The organism is Ligilactobacillus salitolerans (assembly GCF_003864415.1).
Lineage (GTDB): Bacteria > Bacillota > Bacilli > Lactobacillales > Lactobacillaceae > Ligilactobacillus > Ligilactobacillus salitolerans.
In genome coordinates this window covers 1-18,801 of the sequence record NZ_BFFP01000017.1, presented here as the reverse complement: position 1 = coordinate 18,801, position 18,801 = coordinate 1, and the positions used below count along the sequence as shown (strand labels likewise).

At 46.1% G+C, this 18,801-nt stretch carries 16 protein-coding genes; 3 read left to right on the top strand and 13 right to left on the bottom strand.

Features of this window, described 5'->3' with window-relative positions; translation table 11 throughout:
• Position 1: 1 nt before the first annotated feature.
• Positions 2 to 1,453, top strand: a complete 1,452-nt coding sequence (locus LFYK43_RS06035) for an o-succinylbenzoate--CoA ligase (RefSeq protein WP_124976437.1) — start codon at positions 2 to 4, stop codon at positions 1,451 to 1,453.
• Positions 1,454 to 1,535: 82 nt separating this feature from the next.
• Here the strand turns inward: LFYK43_RS06035 and rlmD are convergent, their stop codons facing one another.
• The gene (rlmD, locus tag LFYK43_RS06030) at positions 1,536 to 2,912 is read right to left on the bottom strand and encodes a 23S rRNA (uracil(1939)-C(5))-methyltransferase RlmD (protein WP_124976435.1); all 1,377 of its coding nucleotides are present in this window, start codon (positions 2,910 to 2,912) and stop codon (positions 1,536 to 1,538) included.
• Positions 2,913 to 2,989: 77 nt separating this feature from the next.
• Between rlmD and LFYK43_RS06025 the strand changes: the two genes are divergently transcribed.
• Positions 2,990 to 3,292 (top strand): hypothetical protein, encoded by a 303-nt coding sequence (locus LFYK43_RS06025; RefSeq protein WP_124976433.1) that lies wholly within the window; start codon positions 2,990 to 2,992, stop codon positions 3,290 to 3,292.
• A 26-nt stretch (positions 3,293 to 3,318) separates the two neighbouring features.
• Here the strand turns inward: LFYK43_RS06025 and LFYK43_RS06020 are convergent, their stop codons facing one another.
• The 12 genes from LFYK43_RS06020 to LFYK43_RS05965 form a co-directional block, all read right to left on the bottom strand.
• Positions 3,319 to 4,368 (bottom strand): diacylglycerol kinase, encoded by a 1,050-nt coding sequence (locus LFYK43_RS06020; protein ID WP_124976431.1) that lies wholly within the window; start codon positions 4,366 to 4,368, stop codon positions 3,319 to 3,321.
• Between the two features lie 39 nt (positions 4,369 to 4,407).
• Entirely contained in the window at positions 4,408 to 5,841 is a 1,434-nt protein-coding gene (gatB, locus tag LFYK43_RS06015; RefSeq protein WP_124976429.1) for an Asp-tRNA(Asn)/Glu-tRNA(Gln) amidotransferase subunit GatB, read from the bottom strand.
• A complete protein-coding gene (gatA, locus tag LFYK43_RS06010; RefSeq protein WP_124976427.1) occupies positions 5,841 to 7,304 on the bottom strand; it encodes an Asp-tRNA(Asn)/Glu-tRNA(Gln) amidotransferase subunit GatA in 1,464 nt (487 codons plus the stop codon). Before gatA ends, gatB begins: the two co-directional genes overlap by 1 nt.
• Before the next feature lie 3 nt (positions 7,305 to 7,307).
• The gene (gene gatC / locus LFYK43_RS06005) at positions 7,308 to 7,610 is read right to left on the bottom strand and encodes an Asp-tRNA(Asn)/Glu-tRNA(Gln) amidotransferase subunit GatC (RefSeq protein ID WP_124976425.1); all 303 of its coding nucleotides are present in this window, start codon (positions 7,608 to 7,610) and stop codon (positions 7,308 to 7,310) included.
• A gap of 239 nt (positions 7,611 to 7,849) precedes the next feature.
• The gene (locus tag LFYK43_RS06000; protein WP_124976423.1) at positions 7,850 to 9,010 is read right to left on the bottom strand and encodes a CamS family sex pheromone protein; all 1,161 of its coding nucleotides are present in this window, start codon (positions 9,008 to 9,010) and stop codon (positions 7,850 to 7,852) included.
• Entirely contained in the window at positions 9,007 to 11,031 is a 2,025-nt protein-coding gene (gene ligA, locus LFYK43_RS05995) for an NAD-dependent DNA ligase LigA (protein WP_124976421.1), read from the bottom strand. Before ligA ends, LFYK43_RS06000 begins: the two co-directional genes overlap by 4 nt.
• Before the next feature lie 101 nt (positions 11,032 to 11,132).
• The gene (gene pcrA, locus LFYK43_RS05990; RefSeq protein ID WP_174713970.1) at positions 11,133 to 13,343 is read right to left on the bottom strand and encodes a DNA helicase PcrA; all 2,211 of its coding nucleotides are present in this window, start codon (positions 13,341 to 13,343) and stop codon (positions 11,133 to 11,135) included.
• A gap of 185 nt (positions 13,344 to 13,528) precedes the next feature.
• Complete coding sequence (locus LFYK43_RS05985) at positions 13,529 to 14,677, bottom strand: ATP-grasp domain-containing protein (RefSeq protein ID WP_124976417.1); 1,149 nt, start codon at positions 14,675 to 14,677, stop codon at positions 13,529 to 13,531.
• Between the two features lie 159 nt (positions 14,678 to 14,836).
• Complete coding sequence (locus tag LFYK43_RS05980) at positions 14,837 to 15,421, bottom strand: xanthine phosphoribosyltransferase (protein WP_124976415.1); 585 nt, start codon at positions 15,419 to 15,421, stop codon at positions 14,837 to 14,839.
• Positions 15,422 to 15,463: 42 nt separating this feature from the next.
• Positions 15,464 to 16,135, bottom strand: a complete 672-nt coding sequence (locus LFYK43_RS05975; protein ID WP_124976413.1) for a glycoside hydrolase family 73 protein — start codon at positions 16,133 to 16,135, stop codon at positions 15,464 to 15,466.
• A gap of 5 nt (positions 16,136 to 16,140) precedes the next feature.
• On the bottom strand, positions 16,141 to 16,731 hold the full coding sequence (locus tag LFYK43_RS05970; RefSeq protein WP_124976411.1) for an ECF transporter S component: 591 nt from the start codon (positions 16,729 to 16,731) through the stop codon (positions 16,141 to 16,143).
• A gap of 511 nt (positions 16,732 to 17,242) precedes the next feature.
• Positions 17,243 to 17,668: a MarR family winged helix-turn-helix transcriptional regulator gene (locus LFYK43_RS05965; RefSeq protein ID WP_124976409.1), complete on the bottom strand. Its 426-nt coding sequence runs from the start codon at positions 17,666 to 17,668 to the stop codon at positions 17,243 to 17,245.
• Positions 17,669 to 18,328: 660 nt separating this feature from the next.
• Between LFYK43_RS05965 and LFYK43_RS05960 the strand changes: the two genes are divergently transcribed.
• Positions 18,329 to 18,634 (top strand): DUF454 family protein, encoded by a 306-nt coding sequence (locus LFYK43_RS05960; protein ID WP_124976407.1) that lies wholly within the window; start codon positions 18,329 to 18,331, stop codon positions 18,632 to 18,634.
• The last annotated feature ends 167 nt before the right edge of the window (positions 18,635 to 18,801 follow it).

Below are 18,801 nucleotides of genomic sequence, written 5' to 3'. Positions count from 1 at the left end.
GATGGATAATTGGCTCAAAAAACAAGCACTGCTTTCTGGCGACAAGCTCGCAGTCACTGACGGAACTAACAACTTGACCTTTGCAGAATTAAACCAGCGGGCCACTCAGATCGCGGGTCAGCTCAATTCTCTGGGACTTTTGCAAAATGAGCGGATCGCTTTGTTGACTAATAATACCCTGGCAGGCTATTTAACTGCCATGGCAATTTTGACAGCCGGACACACCATCGTCTGGTTAAACCGGCGCTTGTCAACCGCAGAACTAAACTACCAGTTGACGGACAGTCAGGTTGATTTTTGCCTGTTTGAACCAGGGCTTGAAACTACAGGCTTGCTGGTCAAGACAGTTTCCTTGACTGATTTATTTGCCGCGCCTGTCACACAAAACACGCTTCAAGCTGAATTTAAAGAAACCGAACCGGCCAGTATTATGTATACTTCCGGCACAACAGGCCGACCCAAAGGCGTGGTCCAGACCTTTGGGAACCACCTGAACTCAGCGCTTGCTTCAGCTTTAAATATGGGAGTTTCGCCTGCTGACGAATGGCTCTGTACTGTCCCGATCTTTCACATCAGCGGTTTTTCGATCATGATGCGCGGCTTGATTTACGGCATGACTGTCAGGTTAGTCGAACATTTTGACGCACGAGAGATCCACAAAATACTGGTCGAGGAGCCCATCACGATGATCTCAGTCGTTCCTTACATGTTAAAAAAACTGCTCCGTTTGAAAGATGACACGAAAGCCGCCTACAACCAGAGATTCCAGGGAATGCTCCTAGGTGGAGGACCGATTGACCGCTCAACCTTGGAACTCTGTGAACAATTAAAGATCCCAGTGGTACAGTCGTATGGCATGACAGAAACCTGTTCGCAAATTATTGCGCTCTCTTTCGCCGATGCTGCTAATCACATCGGTTCCAGCGGGAAGCCGCTCTTTTTGACCCAGTTGCGGATCGCGTCCAAAACTTCTGAGATCCAGGTCAAAACACCGGCTTTGACACCTGGTTACCTTGGTCAGCCGGCAAAATATACCGCAAAAATCACTCCAGACGGCTGGTTTAAAACTGGTGACGTTGGTCATTTGGATGAGGATGGCTTTTTATACGTTGACGGGAGGAGCGACGACATGATCATTTCCGGGGGAGAAAATATTTTCCCCGACGAAATTGAAAGTGTCTATGCCGACTGCGACCAGCTCGAGGAGATGGCAGTGATCGGGATCGATGATGAACTGTGGGAGCAAAAACCGATTGCCTTCATCGTCTCGAAGTCAAACGAGCTATCAGCCCAAGCTCTGCTAGATTACGGGCGCGCGCGCCTCGCTCACTATAAAGTACCCCGCACCTTTTACGTGCTGGATCATTTGCCCTATAATGCCAGCGGCAAGCTCCAACGGTATAAGCTGCACGAATTGCTGGCATCAAAAACGCCAGTGCAACAATTGAAATAAGAAAGCAAATTTTGGATAAATAAAGTTCCCGCAGGATCTCCACTATCAGAGGAAGCCTGCGGGAACTTTTTAATTTTTTTGCTTAGTCTGCTGCTTTTTCCAAGACCGCGATCGTTTCAACGTGGGTCGTTTGTGGAAATTGGTCGAATGGCTCCAATGCTCCTATGACAGAATAGCCCTGTTCGCCAAAGCGTTCAATGTCGCGCACCAAGGTCGCTGGATTGCAGCTGACGTAGACAACTTTTTGCGGTGCCGCTTTTACAGCTGCTTCAATAAAGTTTTCCGTCAAGCCTTTGCGCGGCGGATCGACCATGATCACGTCTGGCTGGATGCCATCGGAGACCCATTTGGCCAAAGCATCTTCAGCGTTGCCGGTTTCAAAGGTCAGATTCTTCAAGTTGTTCAGCCGTGCATTTTCTTTAGCATCAGCGATTGCTTCCGGCACGATTTCGACCCCATAAACCTGTTTGGCAGCTTGAGCTAGACTCAATGAGATCGTTCCGATCCCGCAATAGGCATCAACCACGGTTTCTGTCCCGGTCAAATCAGCCAGTTCAACTGCGCGAGCATAGAGCTTCTCAGTTTGCACTGGATTGACCTGATAAAATGACTGAGCGGAAATGTTAAAGGTCAAGCCGTTCAGCTGATCTTGGATATAATTGCGCCCACGTAACACCTTAGAAGTTTTGCCCAGAATCACATTCGTCTTCTCGGAATTGATGTTTTGGATCACGCTGACAACATCGGAGCATTTTTCCTGGATCTGTGCAGAGATCTCAGCTGCTCCCATCAACTTCTTGGTCTTAGTAACTAAAACGACCATCACTTCACCGCTGTAATGCCCGCGACGGACCATGACATTCCGGATCACGCCCGTGTGTTTTTCCTCATTATAGGCTGGGACCTTGAACTCCCGCAAGATGTCCCGGACAACCAGGATCACTTCATCGATCCGCGGATCTTGGATAAAGTAATCTTCTAAGGGCACGAAGTTATGGCTGCCGCGCCTGAAAAAGCCGGTGGTCAGTTGGCCTTTAAAGTCTCTGGCAGGAACTTGAGCCTTGTTACGGTATCCACTGGGGTTTTCCATACCAACGGTTGGGGCAACCTCCAAGTTTGACAAATGAGATTTCTGCAATAGATCCGTGACTAATTTACGCTTATATTTGAGCTGTGCGGCATAGGTCCAATGCTGCAAGGGTGCGATCCCAGTCTGCACAAGCTCTTTTTTGCCGGGTGCGACCCGATCGGGACTCGTGGTCAGATAATCAATTGCTTTCGCAAAACCGTACTTTTTGTCGGCCTTTAAGACGTGCAGCTTGACCTGCTCACCGGGCAGAGCCCCAGCGACAAACAAGGGATAGCCGTCCACCTTGGCAACACCCATCCCTTGGTAAGTCAGATCCTCGATCGTGGCTGTTAATTCTTCATTTTTACTGACTGGTGCCTTATTTTTCATTGCTTGCTCCTTATTCTTTCTTGGTGAAGTTCATTTTATTGATATGCTTCAACATCTAACTTCTTCTGGAGGTTACTTTGACCGATGTACCTCCACATCTTGCTCGTCTGGAGGTTACTTTGACCGATGTACCTCCACATCTTGCTCGTCTGGAGGTTACTCTGGTCGATGTACCTCCACATCTTGCTCATCTGGAGGTTACTTTGGCCGATGTACCTCCACATCTTGCTCATCTGGAGGTTACTTTGATCGATGTATCTCCACATCCTCTTCATCTGGAGGTTACTTTGACTGATGTACCTCCACATCCTGCTCATCTAGAGGTTACTTTGGCTGATGTACCTCCACATCAAACTAAAACTGCCAAAAAATGGTCGTAACAGACTTGTGTTACGACCACCCCTTATTACTTCGACTGCTCTTTAGTTTTTTGTTCCTGCTCTTTTGCGGAATCATCCTCAGGCTCTTCCGGCAACTGTTCCATTTCATGCACGAAACGGTCACGAACATCATTGACCAAAGCATTTTCAGCCGTGATCGCTGAATCCGGGATCTGATCAAGATTGGCACAAATTTCAATGTGCTGCTTATGATCGACAAAAGTCATTGGGGCGTCGCCGCCATACTCACCGTCAATGTTGATCATCATCTTGTCTTCCAGTGTCTTGGCAGTGATTTTTGATGTCTTGACATACAAGATCCGCGGGTCATCGACGTGCTTGCCGCCATTAAAGACTTTCTGGATCAGGTGCAAGATCTCCACCAGGTTTGAAGTTTTGACAATGATCAAAGTGAATTTGCCATCATCCAGCGAGGCATCAGGCACGATCTGTTCAAAACCGCCCACCGAATTGGTCAAAGCCACGAAGAACATCGATGCTTGGCCTTCGAAGATCCCGCCATCATATTCAATATGCATGTGAACCGGCTTGATCCGCGGTAAAAGTTCAGCTCCTTTGGCCAGGTAAGCTAGATAACCGAACTGGGATTTGATAACTGACGGCACGGAGTAAGTCAATTCAGACAAGAGCCCGCCAGCCGCAATATTGACAAAGTACTTTTGATTGGCCTGGCCGATATCCATTTTGACTGTCTCGCCTTTAGCGATCACCTTGGCAGCCGCAACTGGATCTTCACGCGGGATCTTTAAGGCACGGGCATAGTCATTAGTAGTCCCGGCCGGAATAATTCCCAGCTTAGGACGCTTCTTTAGTGGCGCAATGCCATTCACAACTTCATTGATCGTACCATCGCCGCCTGCAGCGATGATCAATTCAAAACCAGCCTTGGCAGCGCGTTCTGCCTCATTTTGGGCAGACTTTTCTTCTGCAGTAGTCGCAAAAGCACTGGTTTCATAGCCTGCATTTTCCATAATATCTAAAATGCTGATCAAATCATGCTTCATTGCTTCCCTGCCAGAGGTTGGATTATAAATTATCCGACAACGTTTTCTCATAGTTTCATCTTTCCTCAAAGAAGCCTGCTAGACTTCCACTTATCTTTCTTTCAAACTAGCCATCAAAAGCTGGTTAACAACTTTCGGGTTAGCCTTACCGCGCGTTTGTTTCATAATGTTGCCGACTAAGAAGCCCACAGCACGATCCTTGCCGTTCTTGAAGTCTTCGATCGATTTAGCATTGTTGTCCAAGACTTCATCAATGATCGGCTGCAAAACGGCTGGGTCTGATAATTGGACCATGCCTTTTTCTTCGACCCAAGCTTTAGGATCCGTATCATTGGCTACGATCTGCTTGAAGACCTTTTTGGCGATCTTGCTTGAGATCGTTTCGTCCTTGATCAATGCGATCATCCCAGCCAAATGCTCCGGCGTCAGTGCGATCTCAGCCAGTTCCAACTTCTTATCATTCATATAGGCACTCACATCGCCCATCAGCCAGTTAGCGGCCAACTTAGGATCTGCACCCTGGGCAACTGTCGCTTCAAAGAAGTCTGACATTTCCATCGTTTGTGTCAAAACATCGGCATCATATTCAGTCACGCCCCAGTCATTAACATAACGTTTGCGCCGTTCTTCCGGCATTTCAGGGATCGACTCTTTGACTTTCTTGATCCAGTCGTCTGAGATATGGATCGGCGGCAAATCAGGCTCTGGGAAGTAACGATAATCACTCTTGCCTTCCTTGACACGCATTAAGACAGTTTCACCAGTATTCACGTCGAAACGACGCGTCTCCTGCTGGATATTGCCCCCAGCCCTGATGACATTTTCCTGACGCTGCTCTTCATATTTCAAACCAGAACGCACGTGTTCAAATGAGTTCAAGTTCTTCATTTCAGTTTTGGTCCCATATTGGTCAGAACCGATCGGGCGGACTGAAATGTTGACGTCGGCACGCATCGAGCCTTCTTCCATCTTCACATCAGAGACTCCGGTAAACTGAATGACCTGACGGAGTTTCTTTAAGTAAGCATAGGCTTCATCAGCAGAAGCAATGTCTGGCTTAGAAACAATTTCGATCAAAGGAGTTCCCTGGCGGTTCAAATCGACGTAAGAATAGCCGTCCGGATCATGGGTATTTTTCCCGGCATCTTCTTCAACATGCATTTCTTCGATCCCGATCTTCTTGACGGTCCCATCTTCTAGTTCGATCTCTAACCAGCCGTCATGACCGATCGGTGTCTGTGCCTGCGTGATCTGATAGGCCTTGGGATTATCCGGGTAAAAATAGTTTTTCCGGTCAAAGTGAATGTCTTGTCTGATCTGACAATTCAAAGCCAATGCAGCCCGCATCCCGTATTCCAATGCGCCCTTGTTGACTTCCGGCAAAACACCCGGGTAGCCCCAGTCGATCACGTTGGTATTCGTATTTGGTTCCTGACCGTATTGGACCGGAGCCGGAGAAAAGGCTTTGGACTTAGTTTTCATTTCAACGTGGACTTCAAGTCCAATTGTTGTCTCAAAATTCATTAATTTTCCCCTCCGATCGTTGGAACTTCTTTGTGGAAGTCGGTTGCTTGTTCAAAGGCATAGCCGGCACGATACATCGTTTCTTCTGCAAATTGCGGTGCAATCAGCTGCATCCCGATCGGTAGGCCTTTTGAAAAGCCGGCCGGTAATGACATTCCTGGTAAACCAGCCAAGTTGACAGGGATAGTCAAAATATCGTTCATGTACATTTGGATCGGGTCGTTGATCTCTTCACCGATCCCAAAGGCAGTCGAAGTCGTTGTCGGCGCTAAGATCAAATCATAGTCGGAAAAGACATTGTCAAAGTCGCGGCAAATGAGCGTCCGAACTTGGGCAGCTTTTTTGAAGTAGGCATCATAGGTTCCGGCTGACAAGGAGAAAGTTCCCAGCATGATCCGGCGTTTAACTTCGTCGCCAAAACCTTCAGAACGAGAACGGACATAAACGTCTTCCAAGTTCTTCACATCATCAGCCCTAAAACCGTAACGGATCCCGTCGTAACGCTGCAAGTTGGAAGAAGCTTCAGAAGAAGCAATAATATAGTAGACTGGCACGCCATATTTACTGTAAGGCAAGGAAACTTCGTCTACAGTGGCACCTAATTTTTCAAAGGTTGCGATGGCTTGCTGGATAGCTTCACGAACATCTGAGGCAACACCTTCGTCCATGAATTCCTTCGGGACCCCGATCCGCATCCCCTTAATATCGCCGTCAAGTTTCGCCGTGAAATCAGGAACTTCACGCTCAGACGAGGTGAAGTCGTGTTTATCATGGCCTGAGATCGCATTTAAGACCAAGGCATTATCTTTAACAGTTCTCGTCAAAGGACCAACTTGATCCAAACTCGAACCAAAAGCAATCACACCATAGCGAGAAACGCGGCCGTAAGTTGGTTTAACACCAACGATGCCGTTAAAAGCTGCTGGCTGACGGATCGAACCGCCAGTATCTGTTCCTAATGCAGCCAATAACTGTCCGGAAGCAACCGCAGCTGCTGAACCGCCGGATGAACCGCCTGGCACTTTAGTCTGATCCCAGGCATTTTTCGTCTTTTGGAAGGCGGAGTTTTCCGTTGAGCCGCCCATTGCAAATTCGTCCAGGTTCAACTTACCGACATTGATCATGCCGGCAGCTGCTAACTTGTCAACGACAGTCGCGTTGTAAATCGGTTCAAAGTTGCCTAAGATCTTGCTGGCAGCCGTTGTCTTCAAGCCCTTAGTCACAATATTGTCTTTGATCCCAACTGGGATCCCCGCCAAAGTATTCTCAGCACTGATCCCTTTTTGGTCAGCTTTTTGCGCCGCCGCTAAAGCATTTTCTTCGTCCAAAGTCAAAAAAGCGGCTACTTTTTTATCCCGGGCTTTGATCAGCTTGAAAGTTTCCTCGGTCAGCTCTTTAGAACTAAAATCTTTATTAAGTAAACCTGCATGGATCGATGACAGGTCATTTTTGAAGTAATCCATCGCTTATTGTGCCTCGCTTTCATCGATAATTGCAGGAACTTTGACGAAACCGCGGTCGCTTTGCGGTACATTTTTCATCAGTGTCTCCCGGTCTGTGCCTTTTTCAGCGACGTCATCACGTAAGACATTGCGGGCTTCAGCTACAGTACTTGTGACCGGCACGTCAGTCGTATCAACTTCCCCCAGCTGCTGGACCATCTTGATAATGTCGTCCATCTGACCAGCAAACATCTGCAACTCATCATCAGTGAATTCCAACTTAGCTAATTTAGCCACGTGTTTCACTTCTTCGGCTGTGATTGCCATGCTACATCCCTCTTTCTATCTTTTATGCTTGCCACATTTAATTTTCATTTCTTACACCAATTTAAATAACACTTGTTATTCTAGCATATTTTTGCACAATTTTTGCTAATATCGTTAGCAGCCAGCTCAAAACTTCATGTCTTGACAGACGGATCGTTCTGCTTTCCTCACGCACCTAAATCATTGGTCAGACCAAATCCATCTGGCAGCGTGCTTGATCCAGCCAAACGTCCAACAAATTAGTAGCTGCTAAAGACGTGGGTATAGAAATTGCCGTTCCCGCTTTGCCGTGAAAGGAAGGACTGGACCGTTCCGTCAGCCCCTTTCACAGTGATGTCGATCGGGATCCCAGACGGCAGGTAGTTCTTCGCTGCTTGAGCTACATACTGCGTGAAACTAGTGATCTCGGTCTCACTATAAAATTGGGTCGTAATGTTGACCTTCAATCCCTGTAAAGTCTTGTTCTTGTACTGGCCCTGTGCAGTCACACCCGCCAAGTTAGGGAAGAAATTCTTGATCTTGTTTTGGAAGCCTTCAAATGAAGTTTCATCGTTATCATTTGGGACGGATTTTGTCGCTGTAGCTGGGAAAGTATAACTCGACAAATTCGTATTATTCCAGTTAGAGATCTCATTGCCGTTCTTCGAAACGGTATAAGCGTAAAATGAACCGCCAACCAGGCTGTCATTTTCGGCCTGCTGGAACATTGCGATCATGATCGGCGTATTCGCTGAGACTCCGTTTTGCTTACGAACTCGGTCTAAGACCTTGGCGGCAGCGATCCGTCCTTGTTTGATCATTTCGGCTTGAGAAATATCACTGGTATAAGTTGAACCATACTCTTCTTTTTGGTAGTAGTCCTTACGGTTCATGCCGATCCCGATCGTGATCCCGCCTAAACTTAGCTTCCCGTTATTTTCATTCATATAATCTTGTTCTTCGATCTGTTGAACATAGATCGGGTTTCTCTTCGCTGCATCTTTTTGGCCGTTATCTTTCGGGTTCAAACCCGTCGGATTAGAACTGGAAACCCGGCCCAGCCAATTTTCGATCGTAGATTTAGACAAGATCTGTCCTTCTTGGAAGACATACTTATTCGGAGAAAACTGGTCTTTAGACAAAGCCGTCATCCCTGATTCAAAACTCTTCAGGTTTAATAAGTTATCTGCGTTCTGACTGATCCCAACTCCACGAGCGGCATTAGTTTTATATTTTCCATCCTGGATCACACCCTGATAATCAGAATCAGTAGTCTTCCCAGTAGTTTGGTAGCCTTTATTGGTGGTCGTCCCACTAGTTTTCGCCGTGTTGTTTGAGTTGGAATTCGTATTTTTGGAACAAGCACTGATCAGCAGAACAGACATCAATAAGCTGAACAGAAGTGCTGTCTTTTTTTTCATTGCTCTGCCTCCATCTTCTTAATAAACTCTTCTTCATTCAGGATCGTCGTCCCGAGCTCTTGGGCTTTCGTTAATTTGCTGCCGGCATCATGGCCAGCGATCAGCACCGCTGTCTTCTTGGAGACACTGCCGGTCACCTTGGCACCATGCTCTTGCAGCCATTTTTTAGCATCTGCTCGCTTCAGGGTATCCAGAGTTCCAGTCAACACGACCGTTTGTCCGTTAAATTCACTGTCTTTTGCCTGTGCCTGAACTTGACTTTGCGTTTTGCCCAGGTAATCCATATTGACCTGCTTGCGCTTTAATTCCGCTAATAATTCGCCAACCTCTGGTGTAGCAAAATATTTAACGATGCTTTCTGCGATCACCGCGCCCATCGAGTCGATCTCCTCGATTTGTTCAGCGTCCGCTTGCCGCAGCTTTTCCAGACTGCCAAAATGCTGCGCCAAGATCCGGGCTGCTTTGGCACCAACATGCCGGATACCTAAGCCAAACAGTAAGTGTTCCACAGAATTATGGCGGCTGTTTTCAATTGCTTCTAACAGATTAGCGGCTGATTTTTCTTTGACCTTATCGAGCTGATATAAGTCTTTAGTAGTCAAAGAATAAAGATCGGCGACATCAGTGATCAAGTCATGTTCAAACATTTGCTGGATCAGACGCTTACCTAAACCGCGGATGTCCATCGCATTCCGTGAAGCAAAGTGGATCACACTTTCTTTTAAGAGCGATGGGCACTTCGGATTGATGCAGCGTAAGGCTACTTCATCATCTAAATGAACTAATTCCGCCTGGCACTCTGGACATTTGGTCGGGATCACGTATTCTTTCGAATCAGCTGGCCGCTTACTTAAGACAACTTCCGAGATCTCCGGAATAATGTCGCCTGCTTTATGCAATTTGACCGTATCCAAAATTCGAATCCCTTTTTCCTGCAGGTAATCCGGATTGTGCAGCGAGGCCCGGCTGACCGTTGAACCTGCCAAAACAACAGGATCCATCACAGCAGTCGGGGTCACGACCCCAGTCCGGCCCACGGTCCATTCGATGTCGCGCACGACAGTCTCCTGTTCATCCGGCGGAAACTTATAGGCGATCGCCCACCGGGGGACCTTGACCGTATTGCCTAGGTCAGCTTGAACAGAAAATGGGTCAGCTTTAAGTACGATCCCATCGATCTCATAGGCTAATTCGGTCCGTTTAGCTTGATAATCGTCAATGTACTGGTCAACTTGTTCCATGTTGGTTGCCAGACGGGAATCGGTATTAGTCTTAAAGCCCCACTGCCGCATCTTTTCTAAAGCAGCGCTCTGAGTTGTGACGTCGAATTTCTCAGGCTCCATCAGATAATAAATGAAGGTGCTTAAGTTTCGGGCTGCTGTGACCTTTGAATCCAACTGACGCAAGGAACCGGCGGCAGCGTTGCGCGGATTGGCAAAAACCGGCAGTCCCTGCTCTTCACGGTATTTATTCAAATTGACGAAGGATTCCTTGGGCATGTAACACTCACCGCGAACCTCCACAGAAACAGGTTCTGTGAGGCGCAAAGGGATCGCCTTGATCGTTTTCAAGTTTTGCGTGATATCTTCGCCGACCGTCCCGTTTCCACGGGTCGATCCTTTGACAAAGACCCCATTTTCATAGGTTAAAGAAATTGCCAGACCATCGATCTTAAGTTCACAGTTAAATGCCACGGTCTGTTCAACATTCCGGTCTAAACGTTCGATAAATGCTCGCAGCTCGTCTTTAGAGAAGACATCTCCTAGTGACAGCATCGGGTTGTCATGGTTGACCTTTGTAAAACCAGTCAGGATCTGACCGCCGACGCGTTGGGTCGGAGAATCAGCCGTGATCAGTTCCGGGTGCTTTTGTTCCAGCTTTTGGAGTTTGCGGTAGGTCTGATCATAGACGGCATCTTCAACTGTCGGCTGATCGAGAACATAGTATTCACGCCCCCACTGATTCAATTGCTGCCGTAATTTTTCAGCTTCTTGGTCGACACTGGCCTGATCTTGTGCCATCGTTTTTCCTCCTCAAATAGTGTTAACTTTGTTATTTTAGTACTCATTTGGCTGTCCGCCATGATCCGCCGGAAATTTTTACCAAAATTTATTGACTGGACCTAGCGTTTGCTAATTGGAGCAAAGGCAGCCAGTAATCGTTTAATGCCTTGCGCTGCAAAGGCGATATCTAATTCAACATCATCGCCAGCGCCAGTCACTTTGACGACTGTCCCTTCTCCCCAAGCCTTATGAAAGACCTTATCGCCAACATTCCAGGCTTTCTTCTCCGCTCCAGTCGTGACCGGCTGGCTGACCGTACTTGGTTTCATCTGAGATCTCTTGTAAGGGTTGACCTGTTTAGCCTGTGCGACCCGTTGGCGCGCAAATGGTGAAACTGTCTGCTGGTTTTCGTCATTTTCATGCACTAGTAATTGATCATCGATCTCCCCGATAAAGCGGGAAGCCGGGTTATTTTGCTTTCTGCCATAAAGCATGCGGGAAAAGGCATTAGTGATAAAAAGTTCTTGTTGAGCGCGCGTGATCCCAACATAGGCCAAACGCCGCTCTTCCTCTAATTCATCTTCGTCCATCATGGCACGGGAAAGCGGGAAGATCCCCTCTTCCATCCCGATCAAGAAGATGACTGGAAATTCCAAACCTTTGGCTGCGTGCAAGGTCATCATAGTGACCTCGTTTTGTTCTTCATCGACACTGTCTTGGTCCGAAACTAAAGCCAAATCTGCCAAGAAATCAACGAAAGGATCTTCGTGGTCTTCATCTTCTTGCCAAGTTGAATCAAATTGCTGGGTCACCGTCAGAAATTCATCCAAGTTTTCCAGCCGGCTCTCATTTTCCAGCGAATTAGTCTGCTTGAGCAGCTTGCGGTAGCCGGTCTGTTCTAAGATCGCATCCGTTAATTCAGTCACCGTCGCCGTTTTTTGCATCTCATGCAAGTTACGGATCAAATGCGCAAATTGTTCTAACTGCTTGCTGGCCTTGCCCGTAATATTAGTCATCACAACATTTTCTGCTGCCTCTAGCAGGCTTAAGTCGTGCATCGCAGCGAAACTAGACAACTTCTCCAGGCTAGTGTTGCCGATCCCGCGCTTAGGCTCGTTCACGATCCGATTAAAACTCATTGAATCTTGCGGGTTAGTCACCAATCTCAAGTAAGCCAGAATATCCAGAATTTCCTTGCGGTCGTAGAAACGGTGTGCACCCACGATCTTATAGGGAATGTTGGTTTTGACGAATGTTTCTTCCATAACACGGGACTGGGCGTTAGTCCGGTACAAGATCGCAATATCGCGGTAGTTGCGTCCCTGTTCTCGGAGCTGCTGCTGGATATTTTTAACGACGTAAAATGCTTCGTCATTAGCGTTGACCCCGCGATAATAATGGATCAGTCCGCCGGACTTGTTTTCCGTCCATAAATTTTTAACTTTACGATTAACGTTATTTTTAATGACCGAGTTGGCGGCATCAAGGATCGTTTTCGTCGAGCGGTAATTCTGCTCTAATTTGACAACGGTCGCATCTGGATAGTCCTTCTCGAAGTTCATAATATTTTCCATGTTCGCGCCGCGCCAGCCATAGATACTCTGGTCAGCATCCCCGACAACACAGAGATTACGCGTCCCGGCAGCTAACAGGTTAACTAGCTGGTACTGTGCTTCGTTGGTGTCCTGGTATTCATCCACGTGGATATACTGGAATTTACGCTGGTAGTATTCAAGCGTTTCTTTGTTCTGCTTGAACAAGACGATCGTTTGCATGATCAAATCATCAAAATCCATCGCTGAATCCTTGGCGAGTTCAGACTGATACCGTTCGTAGGCATCGGCTGTGATCTGCTCGACCGGGCTTTGAGCACGGGCTTTCAGTTCAGTCGCGGTCAGAAGTTCATTTTTAGCATTGGAAATATTGCTGAGTATCATCCGCGGATCAAATTTTTTGGAGTCAACGTTCATGTCGGCCAGAATATGTTTCATCAAGGTCCGTTGTTCACTTGGACTTGCGATCGTAAAGGCACGGTTGAACCCTAATTTCTCTCCGTCGCGCCGCAAGATCCGCACACACAGGGCATGGAAAGTCGAGACCCAAATGTCAGAGGCATCTTCACCTAACAGTTGGTCGACTCGTTCACGCATTTCTTTGGCGGCCTTATTGGTGAAAGTAATTGCCAGTACATGCCAAGGCAAGATCCCTTTTTCTTGGATCAAATAAGCCACGCGGTGCGTTAAAACACGTGTCTTTCCGCTGCCGGCTCCAGCCATGATCAAAAGCGGTCCTTCGGTACACCGAACCGCTTCAGCCTGTTTATCATTCATCTTGTCTAGTAGGTTTTTTTGGCCCAAATTATTCAATCCTCTCTAAATCTTCAGTCTGTTCAATTATATCACAGAGACCGGCTGAGTGTGCTTGTGGCAAGGCTATCATTCCGGGAATTTATCGGAAATTTTGCGGTCAATTAATTCCACAAAAAAAGGCTGGAAAGCTCCAGTCTTTAACTGCATTATTTTTCTTCAGTTTCCGCCTCATCCCAGATCCCGGTCGAATCTAACTGTTCCTTAGCCCGATAAGCATTTTCAGCAGCCGCAACAACGTATCCTGCTTTGGATTGAGGCATCATTGAAGCTGGAAAACGGAAAAGATGATAAGCCCAGTTATCCTTTAAGACCCACTGCGTCTTAATGTCCGCACTGTCTTCTGGTTTCAGGAAGCCTAAAGCAGCCTCTTGGACGACTCGAGGTGTCGTCAATGGCATTCCTGCCGCCGATCGCAGCATTTCTTCTTCTAACGACACGTTGCAAATATCAGCGAAAATATGTCCGGCTTCATGCATCGCCGGCACGATCCGTTTAACATAGATCGTTTGTGTCGCGGTAATGAAAAAGGCAACTTCTAAAACACCGACATAATTCAAATTATTGCCGATCTCAGTGGAGATCTTCTTGAGTTCAGCAGTGATCGAAGTTGGCAGGTCGGCCGGGCCAACAACTTGAACTAATTTTTGGCCCTGATAGAAAACTTCGATCGGCGCCATGAAAGTCAATGTCCCATCCGCTTGACGCACCATAAAAACTGAAACTTCACGGTCAAACGGGACCCAGGATTCTAAGACAAAAGTTCCTTGATCGACTAATTCTGCACATCTAGCCACATCAGATTGTTTGCGCAAAATCATTTGTCCGTCACGGATAAAGCCTTTTTGGATCGGCTTTAAAATACATGGAAAACCGATAGATGAAATCGCTTGGTAGATGTCATCCAGGCTGACAATCGTTGCATAAGGTGCAATATTGACGTTCAGTTGTTCGAAAAAAGCCCGTTCCAACAAGCGATCCTGCATGAGCTCTAAAGTTTCGCTGCCCTGTGGGACCTTAGTAAAACGTTCGATATATTTGATCGAATCAGAACTGACTTGTTCAGACTCATAAATGACCAGATCACAGCGTTCAGCGAATTCTTGCAGTTGCAGCTGGTCGTTGCCCCTCCCTACGATCGGAAGGTCAACTTCTCTTAATACTGGGCTTTCTGCGTTTGGACCGTATGCCGCAGTTTTAAATCCCATTTGTTTAGCCTTACGTGCAAGTTCGATCCCATTTGGACTGCTGCCAATAATGCCTATTGTACTGCCGGGAAACATGACTTCTTCTGCCACTTCGATTCACTACTTTCCTAACTATTGTTATCATTTCTTATGTTAAAAGCATAACATAATTATTTTATTTGAGGCTGATTTCTGTTCATCTTTAGCAAAAAATATGATTTTTTAGAGTTCAAAAAAACCGCTTGCTAAGAAGCGGCTTAAGTTAGAACTCTATTCGACTACTTCACCGACAAAATGGACCTGATCATCAGCAAAGGAAGCGATCTGAGCGAGTGATTCCAACCGCACTCCTTGGTCGCGTAAGAGCTGGCCGCCAGTCTGGAAGGCTTTTTCGACCACGATCCCAACACCGGCCACGTTGGCCTGTGCTTGGCGACAGATCTCTAACAGGCCGGAAACCGCCTGACCATTTGCCAAGAAATCGTCGATGATCAAGACATTATCGTCTGCGAGCAAGAATTTTTGATCAACAGAGATCTTGTTGGTCACTTTCTTAGTATAGGAATAAACATCAGCCGTATACAGCGAGTTGTTCATTGTTGAACTCTTCGTTTTTCGTGCGAACAACACGGGAACGTGCAAAGCCAGGCCAGTCATAATGGCGGGTGCGATCCCAGAAGACTCAACGGTCAAGATGCGCGTAATGTTGTCATCTCGGAATAAATGAGCGAACTCCTGACCGATCGTATTCATCAATTCAGGGTCGATTTGGTGGTTCAAAAACGAATTGACCTTCAAAACATTCCCTGGCAATACTAGTCCATCTTCTCTGATCCGTGCTTCCAATAATTTCACTCGTACTTCCTCCTTAAATTTTGATGTTACCTTTGAACCTAGTTAGTCTAAATCATACTGGTTTAACTTGTACTCCTCGATCAAGTCGATCAGTTTCTGCGCATAATCCGGGTCAGTCGCATACCCTTTGTCTTGCAGTGCTTGAGCTGCCTCGCGATAATTTGCGGCATTGAGCACGGCTTGATAATGACCGGCATCCCAACCAGTCCCGTTCACAAACAGCATCGTGTGCGCGCGGATCGACTCATCATAATTAGCGTAAGACATGAACCGTGCTTTAACAGTGATCCATTGACCATTCACATATTCCTTGGTCGTTAGCAGCGGGCTATTGGGATCGGAACTCTTGATTCCAAAAAGATTATGGTACTTTTGAGAGAGCTCGCTTTGACCAAAGTTTGATTCGAGGCAGGCCTGCGCCAGGGTAATACTGGTAAATAAATGCCGTTCCCGCTGTTGTTTTTGTGCACTAGGAACAAGCTGGCGAATAAATGCCTGCTTTGATTGCGTTTGGGTCGTCTGTTCAGTTGCCGGTTGGGTATTTTTCTTTTCAAACCACCGAATCGACTGAAAAGCGATCAGTGTCACCACCAACACCAGCAGCACGATATCGGCTAGTTTAGGTCCCTGACCTCTTCTGTGACGCGGATAACGCCGTACGCTAGTCTTTTTTCTCGGCTTCTTTTTTTGACTGTATGATTTTTTTTGCGCCAATCAGCTCATCCTTTATATCCGCGATTCAGTAGTGGTTTAGCGATCAATGGAGCTGCCAAGCCGGCAAAAATCGCCTCTGGGACTCCGTTAGCACCGACAACGCCCAACAAGTACGGCAACAGTGCATGGACGTCAACTTGGTAGAGAGCCTGAGAATGTCCGTTGTAAAAGAAATAGATCTGCCCTAACACCAAGATCGTATTCGTCAATGAACCCAGCACGGCGGCGATCCCCATGGCTAAATAGCGTTGCCGAAATTTATCCGCCAGCCATTTAAAGACGTATCCCGCTACCACACCGATCAAGATCCGCGGCAAGACCGAAACCAGCGGATTAACGAAGACGATTGCCGCCAAAGGACTTGTTGGCCAGACGAAGGCACGAACAAAGGTGATCACACCCCAGATCCCACCGACGACCGCACCGCCGCCTGGTCCCAAGGTCAAAGCAGCAATGATCACCGTCACATGAATGATCGTCAGGTTCAACGGTCCCACTGGAATATAGCCCAAAAACGGAACAAAATTTTGAATGATTATAATTGCGGTAAACAACGCATAGAGTACTCTGCGATAAGTCTGATTTTTCCTTGCCACTTGACTTTCCTCCAAAAATAATTATGTAGCTGCCCCGTGGATGGAACACCATAATTGTAGATAATTATAGCATATTTCTGAAATGAACTTGAGCTAATTTGGGTCTGCTCTGCCAAAACGGTAAGTAAAAGTTGAAAACTAACCTAGGTAGTGACTGGGTTAACGTATTTTCTAATTGATCAAGCGTTTGGCTCAAAGTTGGGCTGACATTAATCCAGATTGTTGCAGTCTGGAGCAAAGTCGGACTGACATTAATCCAAACTGATGCAGTCTGGAGCAAAGTCGGGCTGACATTAATCCAGTTTGAAACAGTTTGGAGCAAAGTCGCCCTGACATTAATCCAAACTGATGCAGTCTGGAGCAAAGTCGCCCTGACATTAATCCAGATTGGCGCAGTCTGGAGCAAAGTCGCCCTGACATTAATCCAGTTTGCAGCAGCTTGGAACCTTCAAGTTTGAGACCGTAAAACAAAAACGACCACCGCAGCAGTCGTTTTTACTTGTTAGTTTAATTAAAGTTGTTCATGAATAATATCAACGGTCTGGCCTAACACACGTTTAAAAATTGCATAGTCACGCGGTTCGATGTCATTTTCCAAACGCTGCTGCAAGGTTTCCCAAAATTCATCATTAGTTTTAATACTGTTAAGGTACTTCTCCGTGGTCGACAAGTGGGTGACCCGGTGATCAGAGGCGTCGATCTTCTTTTCGATCAGGCCTAAAGAGATCAGTTTTTTAATATGATAGTTGGTGTTTGGTGTCGACTGGCCCAGCAAATGTGAGATCTTGCCGATCGTCGGCTGCTTAAGCTGATAGATAGCTTCAAGATAATAGACGTCAATTGCTCCAAGTTTAGCAGATTCTTCGTCCTTATACTGCTGACTCGTCAATTGCAAAACCTGCGTCAAATCAGTCATTTTTTTCTGTAATGAACTCATGATTCTTCCCCCAATATATATTTTCCCCTGCGGTATGCACTAAAAGCTGCCAAGCAGAAGGTACTTTCCTCAACAACTTTAGCTTAACTACAATATATATTGTACGACATTTACAAATGAGTGCAAGAAAATTATCTTTATTTTTTCAAATTAAATTTTTACCACAGCCCAGTTTATTGCGGCGATCCGAAAAAATATTTCAAAAAAATATATTTTTTTCTAATACCAAAAACAACCATTAGTATCCAGTCATTCACCCATATCAAGCTTTTTTCACGTCTTTATTCACATTTAAAATGAGTTAAATAATTACCTTTTTCAAAACTTAAAATAGTTTTGCTTTTTTTATTGACCTACCTTAATACTTATACAAACGATTTGTTTTCATATTTTTTAAGTCTCAGCAAAAAATTTGATAATCATTTTGCCGTCAAAAAGTCCACCGTACTCACAACACCAACTTTTTTTCTAGCAAAGACAGCTTAACGATAATTTAACAATTCTTAGTACTTTCTTTATTTCATCTCCCCCCTTGCTCGTGCTATAATTATGGTCAATCAAGTAGAAATGAGAAGCGCTTTCTAGCATGTCACAGCTAGCTTTCATTGATTTTACGTTCTGCTTGAATCAGTATAAATTTACCATTGAAGGAGGCGTACTATGGCCAACAGTTTAATGAAGCTTTTCTGGATCTTAGTCACAACTATCGCCTTTTTGCTGGCCTTAGTCGGTCTAGCAATTCCAGTTTTACCACAATTGCCGTTTTTTATCGCAGGTTTCTTCAGCCTCTCAAAGGCTTCACCGCGTTTCCATCGGTGGGTCACTCATACCAAGCTTTACCGTAAGCTCTTTAATGGGGTGACAGAAAAGTTCCACACAAAGAAAAAATCCTGCGAAGAACGTGGGATCAAGTGGTACGAAACGATCTACTTCAAATTAATGTCCGTCTTTACAGTGCAAGATTAGTCTGCTTTGAGTCATGCGGGTTTTTACCGTTTGACTTTTACTGATACATAAAAACTCTAAAATAAATCGGGTAGGAGATAGTTCACACTATCGACCTCCCACACCACCGTACGTACGGAACCGTATACGGCGGTTCAACAACTTAAGCTTTTGCTTGAATTGACTGA